We start from the raw sequence: 16,261 nt of genomic DNA on the forward strand, positions 1-16,261 counted from the left end.
TTGCGCCTTTTTTCCTTTTAGATAATTATTAGTTTAAATAATATATAATGGAGAGTGCCGATTCGATAAATCAAGACTGGAGAGACAAAGTATCAAATCATCAGCAGGTAGGAGGCATTGAAACTTCCGTGATTGATAATGGCGCCGGAAGAGGCACGCGGATCGCCTGGTTCAATACCGGAACAGGTTTGCGGTTCAAGGTGGTCATTGACAGAGCCATGGACATTGCAGATGCATTTTACAATCAGCATAGCCTGGCATGGCTGAGCCATGGCGGCATTACGTATCCGCAGCCGTTTTCCGATAAGGGGATTGACTGGCTGAGAACTTTTGGCGGAGGCTTGCTGACGACCTGCGGACTGACGCACGTAGGCGGCCCGGAATCCGACAATTACGGCGAACGCGGTTTGCACGGACATATCAGTAATTCTCCTGCCGAAATTATCTCCATTATTCAGCCCGATCTCAGGGCCGGAAAACTGGAAATGAGCATAACGGGCATTATCCGCGAGACTAAACCCTTTGGACCCAACCTGGAACTGAAAAGAACCATTTCGGCAACAATCGGGCAATCCGTAATCCGTATCCATGACGAAGTAACAAACAAAGCAAACACGCCCGCTCCGCACATGCTGCTTTATCATTTCAATTTCGGCTGGCCGCTTGCCGATGAAGGTGCCGATATTTTATGGAATGGCAAATGGCATCCGCGCCATGGCGAGGAAAGCGCAAAGATCTTTAAAGAAGGAAACGATTTTAAGAAATGTCCTGCTCCGCTGGAATCGCATCTGGGAACGGGCGAAGAAGTTGCTTTAATCGATGTGGAAGCCGATATTTTCGGCCAGAGCATCTGTGGATTGCATAATTCCAGACTCGGGCTTGCGGTTGCAATGAAATTCAAAAAAGAACAGCTTCCATGGCTGGCCAACTGGCAGCATTGGGGAAAAGGCGAGTACGTCACAGGCATTGAACCCAGCACGCATCCGCTGTCCGGACAGGCTCAGGCCAGAAAAGACAAGACGCTGTTATTTATTGAACCGGAAGAAAGCAAGCTTTATGAGCTGGAACTGGAAATCATGACAGAAAAGGAAGCCATTGACGAGTTTGTGCTGAGTGTGAATGTGTCTTGAAGAGGAGTAACGGGAAAGGGAGAAAGGAGGAGGGATAAAGGAAAGGGTACAAAGGGATTTTGAATTAATTAACATTTATCTCGCCAATAGTCAGAAGCCAACAGCTAACAGCTAACAGCTAACAGCTGCAAAGTATAAATCAAAAGTTGAATCGCTTAATAATCAAAACCAAATTTTAAAATAAAACAATGGGACTTTCAAGTATAGCTGAAAAGGCATTAGAACAGGGAAAAGGAATATTGCGTCTGGCGCCGACGTGGGTGCCGCGTTCATTCTGTGTTCCGGGCCGCAGGATTAAATTGCATCCGGATGATTATTATGTTCTGGGCGGAGAGCGTGGCGGAATCGACGAGCGTTGGTTATCTTCCACAACTCCTGCTAAAAATGGTCCTTTAACCGGTGAAAATGAAGGTTTGAGTGCCATTGTTTTTGATGACGGAACTGGTGAGCAGCAAATATTACTGAAAGATGCCGTTGATGAACTGAAAGGTGAACTGATTGGCGAACGTCTCTGGAACGAGTATCAGAGCTGGCCGATGTATTCGAAGTTTTTTGATAACATGGGTCCGCTTCCGCATCACATTCACCACAACGACGAACACGCTGCGCTGATCGGACAAAAAGGCAAGCCGGAAGCCTATTATTTCCCGCCCCAGCTGAATAATCACGGCGGGGATTTTCCATATACCTTCTTCGGGATTGCTCCGGGAACTACAAAGGAACAGATCAAGGAGTGTCTGATGAATTTTTCAAAAGGCGATAACAAGATCACAAATTACTCGCAGGCATTCCGTCTGGAGCCGGGAACCGGCTGGGATGTTCCTCCGGGCATGCTGCATGCACCGGGAAGTCTGTGCACGTATGAGCCGCAAAAAGCTTCGGACGTTTTTGCTATGTACCAGTCTCTGGTAAATGAAGCTATTATTCCGGAAGAACTGCTCTGGAACGGAACACCCGAAGACAGAAAAGGGGATTACGACCAGCTTATGGAAGTAATCGACTGGGAACTGAACGTAAACCCGAATTTGCTGGAAACCCGTTTTATGCGTCCCAAGCCGGTAAAAGCAATGGAGGAAATGGAAGCTGAAGGTTATGTTGAAAACTGGGTTTGTTATCTCAACGAAGCATTCAGTGCAAAAGAACTTACCGTACTTCCGGGAAAAACCGTAACCATCAGGGATGCGGCAGCTTACGGAATAATTGTTATGCAAGGCCATGGCAAATTCGGTGACTGGGATATTGAAACGCCTGCACTGATCCGTTACGGACAATTGACGAACGATGAATTTTTTGTAAGTGAAAAAGCGGCGATTGAAGGTGTTGTCATCAGCAATCCGTCCAAAACAGACCCGATTGTGATTTTGAAGCACTTCGGTCCGGGAAATCCTGATCTGATATTATAACGTGCGTCCCCGGAGGGGCCTCCTGTTTGTAGAAAAGCCATGTTTGATTCGTGATTGGGCTCCGGTGGAGCCTCCTTACGGTAATCAGGAGGCTCCTCAGGAGCCCGGAAACGAATTCGAAATAATGATTTATACAAACAGGAAGCTCCTCCGGAGCTGGAATTTCAATGCGGCCCCGGAGGGGCCTCCTGTTTGTAGAAAAGATGTGTTTGAATGATAACTGGGCTCTGGCAGAGCCTCCTTATGTCCGCAAGGAGGCTCCGCCAGAGCCCGGAAATGAATCCGGAATAATGATTTCTACAAACAGAAAGCTCCTCCGCAGCTAAAACATTCCAGTGCGGCCCCGGAGGGGCCTCCTGTTTATAGCTATCGTTTTTTGATATTAAACCATTAATCCTTAAACCATGCCTGAAAATAATTATCCCAAACTCCACAATGCTACATGGCCCGGCATTGTAGGCAAAGGTTCTGACTCGGAACCCGTTATTTCATTTGATACCATGCTTGAAAAAACCGCCGCTGCAGAAGTGGACGGCATAAAATTTGATGGCGTCGATCTTGGCCTTTTTGATCCGCATATTGATCTCGATATGAGCGATGACGGTATCAAAAAACTGGTGGATAAAATAGGAGGACTTGGCCTTGAAATCGGAAGCCTTGTTGCGCCGATCTGGGGCGGGCCTGCAATGGGCAGCAAGGAAGAGCGTGATACATTTGTCGAGATGGTGCGTAAATCCTGCATTTTCGGACAGAAATTAAGAGAATACGGCATTCGCCCGCATGGCATTATCCGCATTGATTCGGCTAGCAAGCCGGAAGCCTGGGCGCTTGATCCTGTAAACAATACCAAACTCATAGCGGAAACTTTCAGAAAAGCTTGTGACGTAGCTGCGGATTACGGTGAAAAACTGGCAGCCGAAGGAGAAATCTGCTGGGGAGGAATGCACAGCTGGCGAACGATGATCGATACACTGGAAGCAGTAGACCGTCCGAATATCGGTTTCCAGGCAGATATGTCCCATACTTTCCTTTATCTGCTTGGGTACAATGCACCGGAACACCGTGTGCTTCCTGAAAATTTCGACTGGGATGATCGTGCTTCCCTGGAAGAAGGCCTTAAAAAAATGACTGCTGCATTGCGCCCATGGACTATCGATTTCCACGTTGCGCAAAATGACGGAACCGTTCACGGAACAGGATCACATGACAAAACCGGCCGCCACTGCCTTGCAACGGATCCAAACGGAAAGCTGGATATTACGCATGATGCCGGTTACTGGCTAAGGGACGAAAACGGAAACATTACCAAGAAATTCGGTCATATCTGCTGGGACGGCTGCATGTTCCCGAACGATGTAATGAACAGCCAGAAAACCTGGAATGACATACTTGCGGCATTGATCCAAGTCCGTAAAGCGCATGGCTGGTATGAGCCAAATTGAATGGTTCTTAGCTGTTAGCCATTAGCTGTTAGCTCTTGGCTAATGGTACTAAGTTAATAGCTGGTAGCATTCATTTCTTAACCATCCAAACAACGATAAAAGCTAAAGGTAATTAGCCGAATAGTAACCGTCAACTGCTAATAGCTAACAGCCAAAAGCCACTCCCAAAACCCAACAACTATGTCAAACAAAAAAGAAATACGGATTGGACTGATCGGTACCGGATTAATGGGCCGTACGCATTCCAACGGATATAAAAGAATCGGCGACTTTTTCCCTGAACTGGAATATCGTCCGGTTTTGAAGGCAGTTTGTTCGCGTAATGAAGAAAAGGTGCGCGCATTTGCCGAACAATGGGGCTATGAATCTATAGAAACAGATTGGAAAAAAATCATTGAACGGGATGATATTGATGCGGTAGATATTTGTACACCCAACGATACGCATGCCGAAATCGCCATTGCTGCCGCAGCCGCAGGCAAAATGATATTGTGCGAAAAACCGCTTGCACGGACTTTGGAAGAAGCCAAAACCATGGTGGATGCCATTGAAAATGCAGGCGTTAAAAATACAGTCTGGTACAATTACCGCCGCGTTCCGGCCGTTACGCTGGCCAAGCAGATCGTTGATTCAGGCAAGCTCGGCAGGATTTTTCATTACCGTGCCAATTTTCTTCAGGACTGGACGATCAATCCGGATGTTCCGCAGGGCGGCGCCGCGACATGGCGTCTGGATGTGGATGCGGCGGGTTCCGGCGTAACCGGCGATTTGCTGGCGCATTGCATTGATACGGCCATGTGGATCAACGGCGGCATCAAGGATGTATCGGCTGTAACCGAAACGTTCATCAAGGAGCGTGTGCATCAGGGCAGCGGACAAGTTCAGAAAGTAGGGATTGACGACGCTTGTATTTTCCATTGTCATTTCGATAACGGCTCGCTCGGACTTTTTGAGTCTACTCGTTATGCACGCGGGCACAAGGCGCTTTATACTTTTGAGATCAACGGCGAGCATGCGTCCATCCGCTGGGATCTGCACGACCTGAACCGCCTCGAATTTTTTGACCATAACGACGAATCGATTGTCCGCGGATGGAGATCCATTCTGGTGACAGACAGTGATCAGCCGTATATGAAAAGGTGGTGGATTCCCGGCACGAGCATCGGGTATGAACATTCTTTTATTCATCAGGCAGCTGATTTTTTTGAAAGCCTGCAAACCGGAAAACCTTGTCAGCCAACTTTCAAGGATGCTTACGAAACCCAGAAAGTGTGCGAAGCCGTTCTGGATTCCGCAGCCTCAAAAAGCTGGAAAGATACAGGCGTAACCTGGGAAGGAAATTAATTTTGATTTCCGGCCCGCTCCGGTATTCTGTTTAAACTAAAAATAAAAGGCTTTGACTGCTTCTCGATCAGGTTGCGGTTAAAGCCTTTCTTCAAACCATGGCCGAAACCATTCTGCGTGTAAAACAGCTTTCCAGATCATTTTCAGGCATAAAAGCTTTGGACAATGTTCAGCTTGACCTCAAAAAAGGAGAAGTGCATGCGCTGATGGGCGAAAACGGCGCTGGGAAATCCACTTTCATGAAGATCCTGATCGGACTGCTTGCGGCGGATTCCGGTGAAATAATCTTTGAAGGAAGTCATCTGGAAAACAGCAATGTAAGCGACACATTGAAAAAAGGCATTTCCATGATTCATCAGGAAATGCTGGTTATACCCGAACTTACCGTTGCACAAAATATATTTCTGGGCAGGGAAAAAGAAGTTACCCGCAAATCAGGCTGGCCGTCACTTTGGCTTGATGATTCCGAAATCAATAGAAAGGCCGCAGAACTCCTGAAACAAATGGGCGTCAGCATTGATCCCGAAGCCAGAATGAAGTTCCTCAGCGTGGCGCAAATGCAAATGGTCGAAATTGCCAAAGCCATTTCCAACAATGCCAAAGTAATCATCATGGACGAGCCGACTTCCGCGATTTCCGACCGGGAAGTCGCTACGCTTTTTGGGATCATCCGGGAATTGAAAGCGAGGGAAGTAAGCATTATTTACATCTCGCATAAAATGGACGAGATTTTTGAAATTTCGGATACCATTACGGTTTTAAGGGACGGCAAATACATTGCAACCAAAGCTGCTTCGGAGCTGGACAACAATTCGCTGATCGCCATGATGGTCGGGCGTGAAATAAGTCAGATGTTTCCGGAAAATGCCGGGAATCATGGTGAAGTTGTTTTGTCTGTTCAGAACCTGAGCAGTAAGGGAAAATTTTCTGACATTCATTTTCAGGTCCGCTCCGGTGAAATCCTTGGTCTGGCCGGACTGATGGGCGCAGGAAGAACGGAAATAGCAAGAGCTATTTTCGGACTTGATCCGCTGGAAAAAGGTGAAATAAAAATCAGAGATCAAAACGTGCGCATCCAATCTCCGCAGGACGCAATCAGCAAGGGAATCGGATATGTAAGCGAAGACCGGAAAGGACTGGGATTTATCCCGGACATGTCCGTTTCAGACAATATCATCCTGTCGAGTTTACGTCAGCACCGGAAAGGGATATTTATTGACGAAAAAGGCAAGGAGCTGACAGTAAACCGGATCATCAACGAATTAAGAATAAAAACTTCCGGAACAGATCAGAAAGCAGTTCAGCTGAGCGGCGGAAACCAGCAGAAAGTCGTCATTGGAAAAGTGCTCCTTGCATCGCCTGAAATCGTTATTCTGGATGAGCCGACAAGAGGTGTGGACGTAGGCGCAAAAGTTGAAATTTATAAACTCATACGAAATCTGTCTGAAAAAGGAATCGCTATCATTATGATTTCATCCGAACTGCCCGAAATTCTGGGTATGAGCGACCGGATTCTGGTTTTATCCAAAGGCAGACAAACGGCCGTACTTTCCGGAAAAGAAGCCACGCAGGAAATGATCATGAAATATGCAGTGGCCTGAAATCCGGCTTTCGGAACAAGTAAGCATTAACCGACTCAATCATTGAACGAAAAATTTAATTCCCGATTTCTGAAATCAGGCCGGTACGGAATCTTTCTGGCATTTGCGATCATCTGCATTGTACTTGCGCTGAGTACGCCCCGGTTTTTTACCGTACCTAATCTCATGATTATCGGTACGCAGGTTTCCATTAATGCATTGCTGGCATTCGGCGTAACGTTTGTGATCATAACGGGCGGCATCGATCTTTCGCTCGGCTCCATGGTAGCAGTAACCGGCGTTGTGGCGGCTACTTTTGCGCATCCGGATACGTATCCGCTGGCTGTTCCTTTGCTGGCAGGGCTGGGCGCCGGCTTGCTTTTTGGTGCTTTCAACGGCTTTGTAGTTACAAAAAGCAAAGTGCCTCCGTTTATTGTTACACTCGGAACCATGACAATCGGCCGTGGACTGGCGCTGATTCTCAGCAAAGGACGTCCGGTTTCCAACTTGTCCGATCCGTTCAACTTCATAGGCGGCGGGAATGTTTTCGGAATTCCGTTTCCGATTATTATTCTGATCATTGCTTTTCTGGTTTGCTCGGTGATTTTAAACAAAACCATTCTGGGAAGATATATGTATGCGGTCGGTGGGAACGAGCCTGCTGCAAGGGCTTCGGGAATCGGAGTAAACCGTGTGAAAATGTGGGTATATACCATTTGCGGCATCCTTTCTGCCTTGGGTGGAATTTTGCTTACTTCCCGGATTACAACCGGTCAGCCCAATGCCGGCGCAGGATTTGAACTGGACGCCATTGCTGCGGCCATCATCGGCGGCACGAGTACATCCGGCGGAACCGGCACGATGACCGGCACGTTAATCGGTGCGCTGCTGATCGGTGTCATCAGCAACAGCCTTGATTTGTTAAATGTGACGTCTTATTACCAGCAGGTTGTGATGGGTGTTATCATTATCGGAGCAGTAGTGCTGGATAGTGCGGGGAAGAAGGAGAGGGGGTGAAGGGAAGAAGGAGGAATGAAAGAAGGAGAAAGGGGAAATTAATGTCATGTGTAGTTAATGGCTTGTGGCTGAGTTATTTTTTGTTTCAAAATAGTTAAATCAATGGGTATGAAGTTTAATGCGGTTTATGCTGTTTTTATTGCTGGTGTTATTTTATTGGGTTGCAACCAGTCCGGCGGCAGCGAATCCGGCGGTGAAAATGCGGGTAAAAAGCTGGTTATAGGCGCAACGATGCTAAGCATGCAGAACGAGTTTATCGTCAATGTAAGCGATGAAATGGAATCCCGCGCCAAGGCGCTTGATGTAGAACTGATTACGGTTGATGCGGAACGTTCGGCGTTGAAGCAGGTGGAGCAAGTGGAAAGCTTTATCGCGCAGGGTGTGGACGCCATTATCATGAATCCGTGTGAAGTGGAAGCAAGTTCGCCCGCTGTAAAACTGGCCATGAACGCCAAAATCCCGATTATCAACGTCAATTCGGAAACTTCGGCAAAGCCTACTGCTTTTGTGGGTTCGGATGATACCGAATCGGCACGTATAGCGATGAAATACATTGCAGAAAAACTGGGCGGTAAAGGAAATGTGCTGATCATGCATGGATTTATGGGTCAGGCGGCACAACTTAAACGGGATGCGGGTGCGAAAGAAGTGCTTAAAGCCAATCCCGGCCTGAAATTACTGGCGGAACAATCCGGCGAATGGGATCGTGCCAAAGCCATGTCACTGACTGAAAATTGGATACAATCGTATGGCAATCAGATCAATGCCATTTTTGCGCATAACGATGAAATGGGCATGGGCGCCGTCAAAGCATTAGAGGCCGCAGGCTTGAAAAACAAAGTGATTGTAATCAGCGTGGACGCCATTCCGGATGCCTTGCAGGCTGTAAAAAAAGGAACGCTCGACGCTACAATTTATCAGAATGCGGCGCAGCAAGGCGGTACCGCCATCGAAACTGCCATAAAAGCTGCCAAAAAAGAAGCATTCAAAAAAGAAGTGCTGATCCCGTTTCAGCTGGTAACGAAAGAGAATGTCGGAGAATTTTTAAAGCAGTAAATTATGCTTTCTTCTTTTTGATCAAAGTCAGATCATCATTTTTCAGACTTTCCATAGCTATCTTTAACTTGGCTTGTGAAAAGGCATTTATGGAAATATGCTTTTTATGTTATTCTTCGTTTTGGATGAATTATTTACCGGCGTTTTCATAGGTTGCAAATTTAGGTTTTACTGTTTTTTCAAGGAGATTACAAAAATTTTTAATTACCAATTCGCAGTCAAGTATAATTTTTCCAGCATTATTATTTGATAACTTACCGTAAAATATTCATGCTATACTTAGCTATTTATTATGAAAGAAGTAATTGAAATTCCGGAATGGCAGAAAGAATCGGTACTTGCCCGGCTGCGTGAAGCAGAGGAAAATCCTGAAATGCTTATTCCTTGGATGGAGGCAAAACAGAAATTGGAAGCGGTTATCAAGAGCAAGAAAGGAATTCATGCTGTAAAGTATTACTAAAGATAGTAAACATTGTCAAAAACGATCTTTCTATAAGCGTCCACTCATTACGGACGCTTTTTTGTTTTTTAAATCAATCCTAAATTCCTGATGAACAGTTTCAATATAAACCGCCGGAATTTTCTTCACGGTGCCACGGCTGCACTTGCACTTTCCACTTTCGGCGCGCAGGGAATGGATCTTATTAATCCGCCAAAAGCCTGGCGTGTCGGACTGATCGGCACGGGCTGGTATGGAAAAAGTGATTTGTTCAGATTAATACAGGTTGCTCCGGTGGAAGTGATTGCACTTTGCGATGTGGATAAAAACCAGTTGAACGAAGCCGGCAAGCTCGTCAGCCAACGGCAGAAATCCGGCAAAACGCCCAAACTGTACGGCGATTACCAGAAAATGCTTGTTGAAAACGAAATGGACATTGTGCTCATCGGCACGCCGGATCACTGGCATGCACTTCAGATGATCGATGCGGTAAAAGCCGGTGCACACGTATACGTGCAAAAACCGATCAGCGTGGATGTCATGGAAGGCGAAGCAATGGTTGCAGCCGCCAGAAAGTACAAAAAGGTTGTTCAGGTGGGAACGCAGCGCAAGAGCACGCCGCATTTGATCGATGCCAAAAAGAATATTGTGGATGCCGGTTTGCTGGGCAAAATCTCGCACGTGGAAATGTGCTGTTACTTTCACATGCGCAACAACGGCAACCCGCCCGTAGAAGCCGTTCCCGCTTTTCTGGATTATGAAAAATGGACCGGCCCGGCTCCGTTGCGACCTTATGACGGACTGCCGCACGTACGCTGGTGGCGGACTTTTATGGAGTACGGCAACGGAATAACCGGCGATATGTGCATTCATATGTTCGATACGGTGCGCTGGATGCTCAAACTGGGCTGGCCCAAAAAAATCAGTTCCACGGGTGGCATTTATGTGCAGAAAGAAGGGAAATCCAATATTTCGGACACGCAGTCGGCGGTATTCGAATACGACGGGCTGAATTGCGTATGGCAGCACCGCACGTGGGGAACGCCGAACAATCCGGATTATCCATGGTCATTTACTTTGTACGGCGAAAAAGGGACTTTGTGGGCAAGTACGATGTCTTACGACTTTATCCCTGAAGGCAAAGGGGAAAAGATCCATAAAGATGTTGTTTATGAAAAAGAGAAATATCCGGAAGACCTCAAAGAAGATAAAATAGAACTGAATGCAGCGCCCGCCACCAGGCTGCACATGCTGGATTTCCTGAGCGCCATTGACAACAGCAGCAAGCCCATTGCCGACATTGAAGAAGGCCATATTTCCACAGCAAGCTGCATACTCGCCAATGTTTCCATGAAAACAGGAAGGCCGATTGTATACGATCCGGTCAAACGTGAAATCGTGGGTGACCGTGAAGCAAATAACCTATTGGCGCGCCCGTACCGTGATCCTTACAAGCATCCTGATTACAAAAACGTTTAGTATTTCAAGAATTTGTGGTCCGTAATTCCAGTCAGGCGCGTCCGGTTTAGAACCCGGGCGCGTTGTTTGTTTTAACCTGGTTTGCAATGACTTTCCCGATTACCTTTTCTCTGTAATTTCAGGAATTGGGTTATTGCAGAAATCTTTGCTGTAAAGTCATATTACGCATTTCTGACGTAATTTTTGACGGTGGAAAGTGGTTAAATTGTATTAAATTTTTGAACTGATATACCAAGCGTATTTGTTTATTAGTTAATGAAATATCTGAAAAAGCAATTAAACTTTTGACCCTTTAAACAGTCAGATATTTACTAAATCAAAAACAAATAAAAATGAAAAACATAGTGAAGTTGATGAAATCCACTGCATGGGTGGCTTTTGCGGGAATACTGGTCATGAGTTGTAGTCAGGCACTTCAGGTTAGTTATGATTACGATTCTTCGGTGAATCTGAAACAGTTTAAAACATTTAAAGTAGAGGCGGAGCATAACATTGAACAGGACCCGCTTCTGGGAAGTGAACTGAACAGAAGAAGGCTCGGCGATGCCGTTGTAGAAGTAATGGAATCAAAAGGGTACAAGCTGGATCAGCAGAATCCTGAGATTATTGTACGGTTTATGACTGACGTAAAAGAACGTCAGCAGGTTCGTTCCAACAATATGTACTCGCCTTATATGTGGTGGTATGGCGGCGGAAACAACTATTCTACTTACAATTATCAGGAAAGCCGTTTTATCCTGAATATTTATCAGAAAAACAGCGACCGGATGATCTGGCAGGGATGGGCGTCCGGAAAAGTGAAAGCGCCTACTAAAAAGGATGACCGCGAAACCATGGTAAAAAATACAATGGCTGATATCCTGAGAACTTTCCCTCAGGCTACACTGGATACTTATAGCAGAAAATAATCAGCTGAAAGCCAATCAAAAGACTTGCCGGTTTATTCCGGCAAGTCTTTTTTTATATGGCTACTCAAAGGTTTTGTCCGTTTCTGTATTCTTCCGATGCCTTTTTAACAATGGCGTCGCCCTCGTTCAGGTCGCCGAATACTTCCACAAGCGTATCCACAACCGTTCCTTTTTTGACCGGAACCCATTCCGCTTTCCGGTTTTTCTCCCGGATTATAAACACCATTTCACTCGAATTTACGACTGACGTAACGGGCACGAACAAAGTCGGCGCAGTGCGTTCGGTATTGAGCAAAACCTGTGCGTACATGCCCGCTTTCAGTTCGTTGGAGCGGTTTTCAACATCAAATTCGGTCATCATCGAACGGTTTTCTTCAGACAATGTTCTCGAACTTCTTGCGTAAACGGCTTTATACTTTTTCTCCGGACTGGCAGAAACGGTAAAGCTGATTTCTCCTCTGGACGGAACGGCACTTGACAAGTTTTCAGGAATGGCCAGCGTAAGACGCAGTTTGGTATTGTCTTCCAGGATAAACAAAGGCTTTGCACCGCCTTCGCCCGGCCCGACCAACGCGCCCGGACTGATGTTGCGTTCTGTTATAATCCCGTTGAATGGCGCTGTTACGGTAAGGTACCTTACAATTTCCGATTTGGTTTCCAGAAACGAGCGCGCTGCCTGCACATTTCCTTTCGCTACGGCCATAGCAGAACTGTCCGTCATTACGCGGGCTTTGGCAATGTCCAGTTCATTCAGGGAAACGGCTCCTTCCGTTCGATTGGTGCGTACAAGCCGGCTGTATGTAAGTGCACTGGTTTGATATTTTGTGTTAATCTCGTTCAAAGCTGCTTCTGCGGCAATAAGCTGCGCCTTGGCCTGGCTTAGTTCCGAAATGACTTCCGGCGCTTCCAGTACGGCCAGAACCTGTCCCTTTTTGACTATCGTTCCCCGGTCCGCCTGCACGGTTTTCACAAAACCCCTGATTTTGGGATGAATACTGACCTTGTTCCAGGGTTTCAGCTCGCCGGGCAAACCGATCTGCTTGGCCGGTCGCATGCTTTTTACCTGTGTAAGCTCCGCGCTTGCCGGTGTATGTTCCGCTTTTTGCTCCTGCTTTTCTGTACTTCCTGCTTCGGAATTGCAGGAAATGATGCCAGCGGATAATGTGATCAGGACCAATAATGATTTCAGGGTGTTCATGGAGATGGATGTTTGGAGTTTTTTACGAAAGAAATTACTTTCAGGATCTTCGGGATCCAGGGAAACCGAATGGACCGACGCTTTTTTCTGAACCATTGAAAATACGGCGGGCAAAATCAGCAACGAAGTCAGCGTGGATGCAATCAGGCCGCCGATTACGGCCTGCCCCAGCGGGGCAATCTGGTCTCCGCCTTCGCCGAGTCCGCTGGCCATCGGGATCATTCCGGCGATCATGGCAATGCTCGTCATCAGGATCGGACGGATCCGGCTTCCGGCTGCGAGCAATACAGCTTGTTTGGAATCACCGAGCTGAAGCCGCAGGTTTTCTGCATTTGTCACCATCAGAATCGCATTTGCCACGGAAACGCCGACAGACATAATCAGTCCCATATAAGACTGCAGGTTCAGCGTGGAGCCGGTAAGCAGCAACAGACCAAGCGAGCCGACAACAACGGCCGGAATCGTGGAAAGTACAACCAGTGAAAGTTTAAACGACTGATACGTAGCGGAAAGTAAAAGAAACATGATGACAACCGCGATCAGCAAACCAGTTTGTAGACTGCTCAGCGTTTCGGTAAGCAAATCCGATTGTCCTTTCAATTCCACCAATACGCCCCTCGGAGGTTCGCCGGCATTCTGAATGGCTTTTTTTACAGCGGTTGTAGCTGCGCCCAAATCTTTTTTATGAATGTTTGCGGTTATGGTCACCAGTCGGTTCGGGCCGGCGCGGTCGTATTCTCCCGGCGCCGTTTTTTCGGAAAAAGTGGCAACGTCGGCCAGCAACGGATTGCTCGCACCGGCTTTGAGCGGTATAGTGCCGATGTCTTCTATCGAACTCATCTGATGCTCGGGAATCTGTACCTGTACCTGATAGGCGAGCCCTTTGGAATCGTCCAGCCAGAGATTTTTATCCGTAAAACGACTGGAAGAAGTAGCCGCCACCATCGATCTTGCAACCTGCGTGGACGTAACGCCAAGCTGCCCGGCTCTTTCCCGGTTGATTTCCACATTCAGTACCGGATAGGAAAGCGGCTGCGCAATCTGTACATCCCGCAAAAAAGCAATCTGCTGCATTTCCTTCTGGATTATTTTGGCAAATCTTCCGGCTTCTTCCACGTCTTTTGCCGCAATGCTCACTTCAATTGGCGTTGCTGCTCCCTGGCTCATGATTTTATCAACCAGTTCAATCGGTTCAAAGGAAATTTTCAGTGCCGGGATTTCTTTACCGATCCGTTCGCGCAATTTTTCTTTCAACGCATCCATTCTGACGGGGAAATCTTCATGCAAAGACACCTGTAACACAGCTTCATGCGGACCGCTGTTGAAAACAAATATGTTGGAAGTTCCGTAACTCGAAGGAACCGTGCCGACATACGCCGATGAGATTTCAACATGCTCTTTCCCTACTTCCGACTTGATCAGATCGAGCACTTTCAAAGTGGCTTCTTCGGTGCGCTCCACACGGATTCCGTCGGCAACACGCAGCCGCATCTGAAACTGATGACTGTTTGCTTTGGGCAAAATATCCGTCCCGATCAGGAAGAAACCGCCTACGATCAAAGCAATGGCTGCAACAAGGTAAATTGGCACCACAAACGAACCTTTATCCATAATACCGCCCAGCACGTTGATGTATTTTCTTTTGAATTTTTCAAATCCCGTTGGCGGAAGCGATGCATGATTTCCTTCCTGAATAACATCTTTTACTTCCTGACTGTCCAGCGCAAGTGTCGGTGCTTCATGATGCGGATGATCTTTCAGCAGCCAGTTTGCCAGTACAGGAACCAGCGTTTGTGAAAGCAGAAAAGAAGCAATCATGGCAAAGCCGACAGCCAGTGAAAGCGGCAGGAACATCGATCGCGGAATGCCGCTCATGACGAAAGACGGTGCAAAAACGGCCAGAATCGCCAGCAAAATGAGAAATTCCGGAAATGCAATTTCCTTGCAGGCATCCCAGATCGCCTCTTGCTTGGGTTTGCCCATTTCCTGATGCTGGTGAATATTTTCAATTGTTACCGTCGCCTGATCTACCAAAACCCCGATTGCAAGCGCAAGTCCGCTCAATGTCATAATGTTGATCGTCTGGCCAAACAGGTTCATCAGAATCACAGCTGATAAAATGGAAATCGGAATTGTTACGATCACGATAATGACGCTCCGCCAGTCTCTAAGGAAAAGCAAAACCATCAAACCCGTCAGCAATGCACCCAGAATTCCCTCTGTAATCAGGCTTTTCAGTGAATTTGTTACATAAACGGACTGGTCGAATTCATACGAAATCTTGACATCTTCGGGTACCGCATTCCGTAGCTGCGGCAAAGCGGCGCGGATGTTGTTCACAACGTCCAGCGTGGAAGCATCCGATTTTTTCACAACCGGAATGTAAACAGCCCGGCGGCCATTGATCAAAGCATAACTCACCGTTACATCGGCTCCGTCCTCAACCGTTCCTACATCCCGGATGAATACGGTCGGGCCTGCGCCGGTTCGGATAGGGATGTTCAAAAAATCTTCCGGTTTATGGATCAGGGAATTGACTGGTGTCATCAGCGTACGGTCGCCCATGCGGATGTTTCCGGCAGGAGACGGCTGATTGTTGGTTATAATGGATTTGATGATTTCTTCCGGCGTAAGATGATAACTCCGGATGCGTTCGGGATCCACGCGGATCACGATCGTGCGTTGATTTCCTCCGAAGGGCGGCGGGCTGGAAACGCCTTCGATCTGGCTAAACATGGGTCGTACGCGGGAAGAAGCAAAATCCTGAATTTCGTTCAGCGATCTGGATGAGCTTTCAAAAACCATTTGCCCGATCGGAACGGAACTTGCGTCAAAGCGTACAACTTGCGGCGGCACGGTTCCCTCCGGCATATACGCCTTGGCCCGCGATACGTTGTTGGCCACTTCGGCGGCCGCCTGTGCCATATCCGTTCCGGGATAAAAAGATAACTTTATCAATGAAAGTCCCTGAATCGTTTTTACGTCCACATCGCGGATTCCTGAAACGTACAGAAAATGGTCCTGATAACGCGTTGCAATGAATCCGTCCATCTGATCCGGAGCCATACCGCCGTAAGGCTGAACAACATAAATGGTCGGAAGGTCGAGGTTCGGGAAAATGTCAACCGGAATGCTGCGGATAGAAAGTACTGAAAAAAACAGGATCCCGATGACCACAACCACAATGGAAATGGGCTGTCGGAGGGCAGTTCGAATGAGTTGATACATAATGAATTCGTTTACAGATTAAATACTTCGGAATTTC

11 protein-coding genes are annotated in these 16,261 nt (G+C 47.2%); 10 read left to right on the top strand and 1 reads right to left on the bottom strand.

All coding sequences use genetic code 11. The features are described 5' to 3' along the window. Positions 1-47: 47 nt before the first annotated feature. From FEM55_RS07785 to FEM55_RS07825, 10 genes are all read left to right on the top strand, one after another. The gene (locus FEM55_RS07785) at positions 48-1,130 is read left to right on the top strand and encodes an aldose 1-epimerase family protein (RefSeq protein ID WP_138280778.1); all 1,083 of its coding nucleotides are present in this window, start codon (positions 48-50) and stop codon (positions 1,128-1,130) included. Positions 1,131-1,318: 188 nt separating this feature from the next. Then, a complete protein-coding gene (locus FEM55_RS07790; protein WP_138280779.1) occupies positions 1,319-2,533 on the top strand; it encodes a class I mannose-6-phosphate isomerase in 1,215 nt (404 codons plus the stop codon). 404 nt (positions 2,534-2,937) lie between these two features. Next, positions 2,938-3,975: a sugar phosphate isomerase/epimerase family protein gene (locus FEM55_RS07795; protein ID WP_138280780.1), complete on the top strand. Its 1,038-nt coding sequence runs from the start codon at positions 2,938-2,940 to the stop codon at positions 3,973-3,975. 180 nt (positions 3,976-4,155) lie between these two features. Next, a complete protein-coding gene (locus FEM55_RS07800; protein ID WP_138280781.1) occupies positions 4,156-5,319 on the top strand; it encodes a Gfo/Idh/MocA family protein in 1,164 nt (387 codons plus the stop codon). A 98-nt stretch (positions 5,320-5,417) separates the two neighbouring features. Then, on the top strand, positions 5,418-6,920 hold the full coding sequence (locus FEM55_RS07805; protein ID WP_138280782.1) for a sugar ABC transporter ATP-binding protein: 1,503 nt from the start codon (positions 5,418-5,420) through the stop codon (positions 6,918-6,920). Between the two features lie 42 nt (positions 6,921-6,962). Then, positions 6,963-7,916: an ABC transporter permease gene (locus FEM55_RS07810; RefSeq protein ID WP_138280783.1), complete on the top strand. Its 954-nt coding sequence runs from the start codon at positions 6,963-6,965 to the stop codon at positions 7,914-7,916. 108 nt (positions 7,917-8,024) lie between these two features. Beyond that, positions 8,025-8,972 carry a sugar ABC transporter substrate-binding protein gene (locus tag FEM55_RS07815; protein ID WP_138280784.1) on the top strand — a complete coding sequence of 316 codons (948 nt, stop codon included), beginning with the start codon at positions 8,025-8,027 and terminating at the stop codon, positions 8,970-8,972. Between the two features lie 292 nt (positions 8,973-9,264). Then, positions 9,265-9,432: a hypothetical protein gene (locus FEM55_RS24925; RefSeq protein WP_171036506.1), complete on the top strand. Its 168-nt coding sequence runs from the start codon at positions 9,265-9,267 to the stop codon at positions 9,430-9,432. Between the two features lie 90 nt (positions 9,433-9,522). Further along, on the top strand, positions 9,523-10,890 hold the full coding sequence (locus FEM55_RS07820) for a Gfo/Idh/MocA family protein (protein ID WP_138280785.1): 1,368 nt from the start codon (positions 9,523-9,525) through the stop codon (positions 10,888-10,890). A 332-nt stretch (positions 10,891-11,222) separates the two neighbouring features. Next, entirely contained in the window at positions 11,223-11,798 is a 576-nt protein-coding gene (locus FEM55_RS07825; protein ID WP_138280786.1) for a DUF4136 domain-containing protein, read from the top strand. Between the two features lie 64 nt (positions 11,799-11,862). Here FEM55_RS07825 and FEM55_RS07830 read toward each other — a convergent pair whose 3' ends face one another. Continuing rightward, the gene (locus FEM55_RS07830; RefSeq protein ID WP_138280787.1) at positions 11,863-16,224 is read right to left on the bottom strand and encodes an efflux RND transporter permease subunit; all 4,362 of its coding nucleotides are present in this window, start codon (positions 16,222-16,224) and stop codon (positions 11,863-11,865) included. Positions 16,225-16,261 lie beyond the last annotated feature (37 nt).

The organism is Dyadobacter sediminis, assembly GCF_005860765.1.
GTDB classification, from domain to species: Bacteria; Bacteroidota; Bacteroidia; order Cytophagales; family Spirosomataceae; genus Dyadobacter; species Dyadobacter sediminis.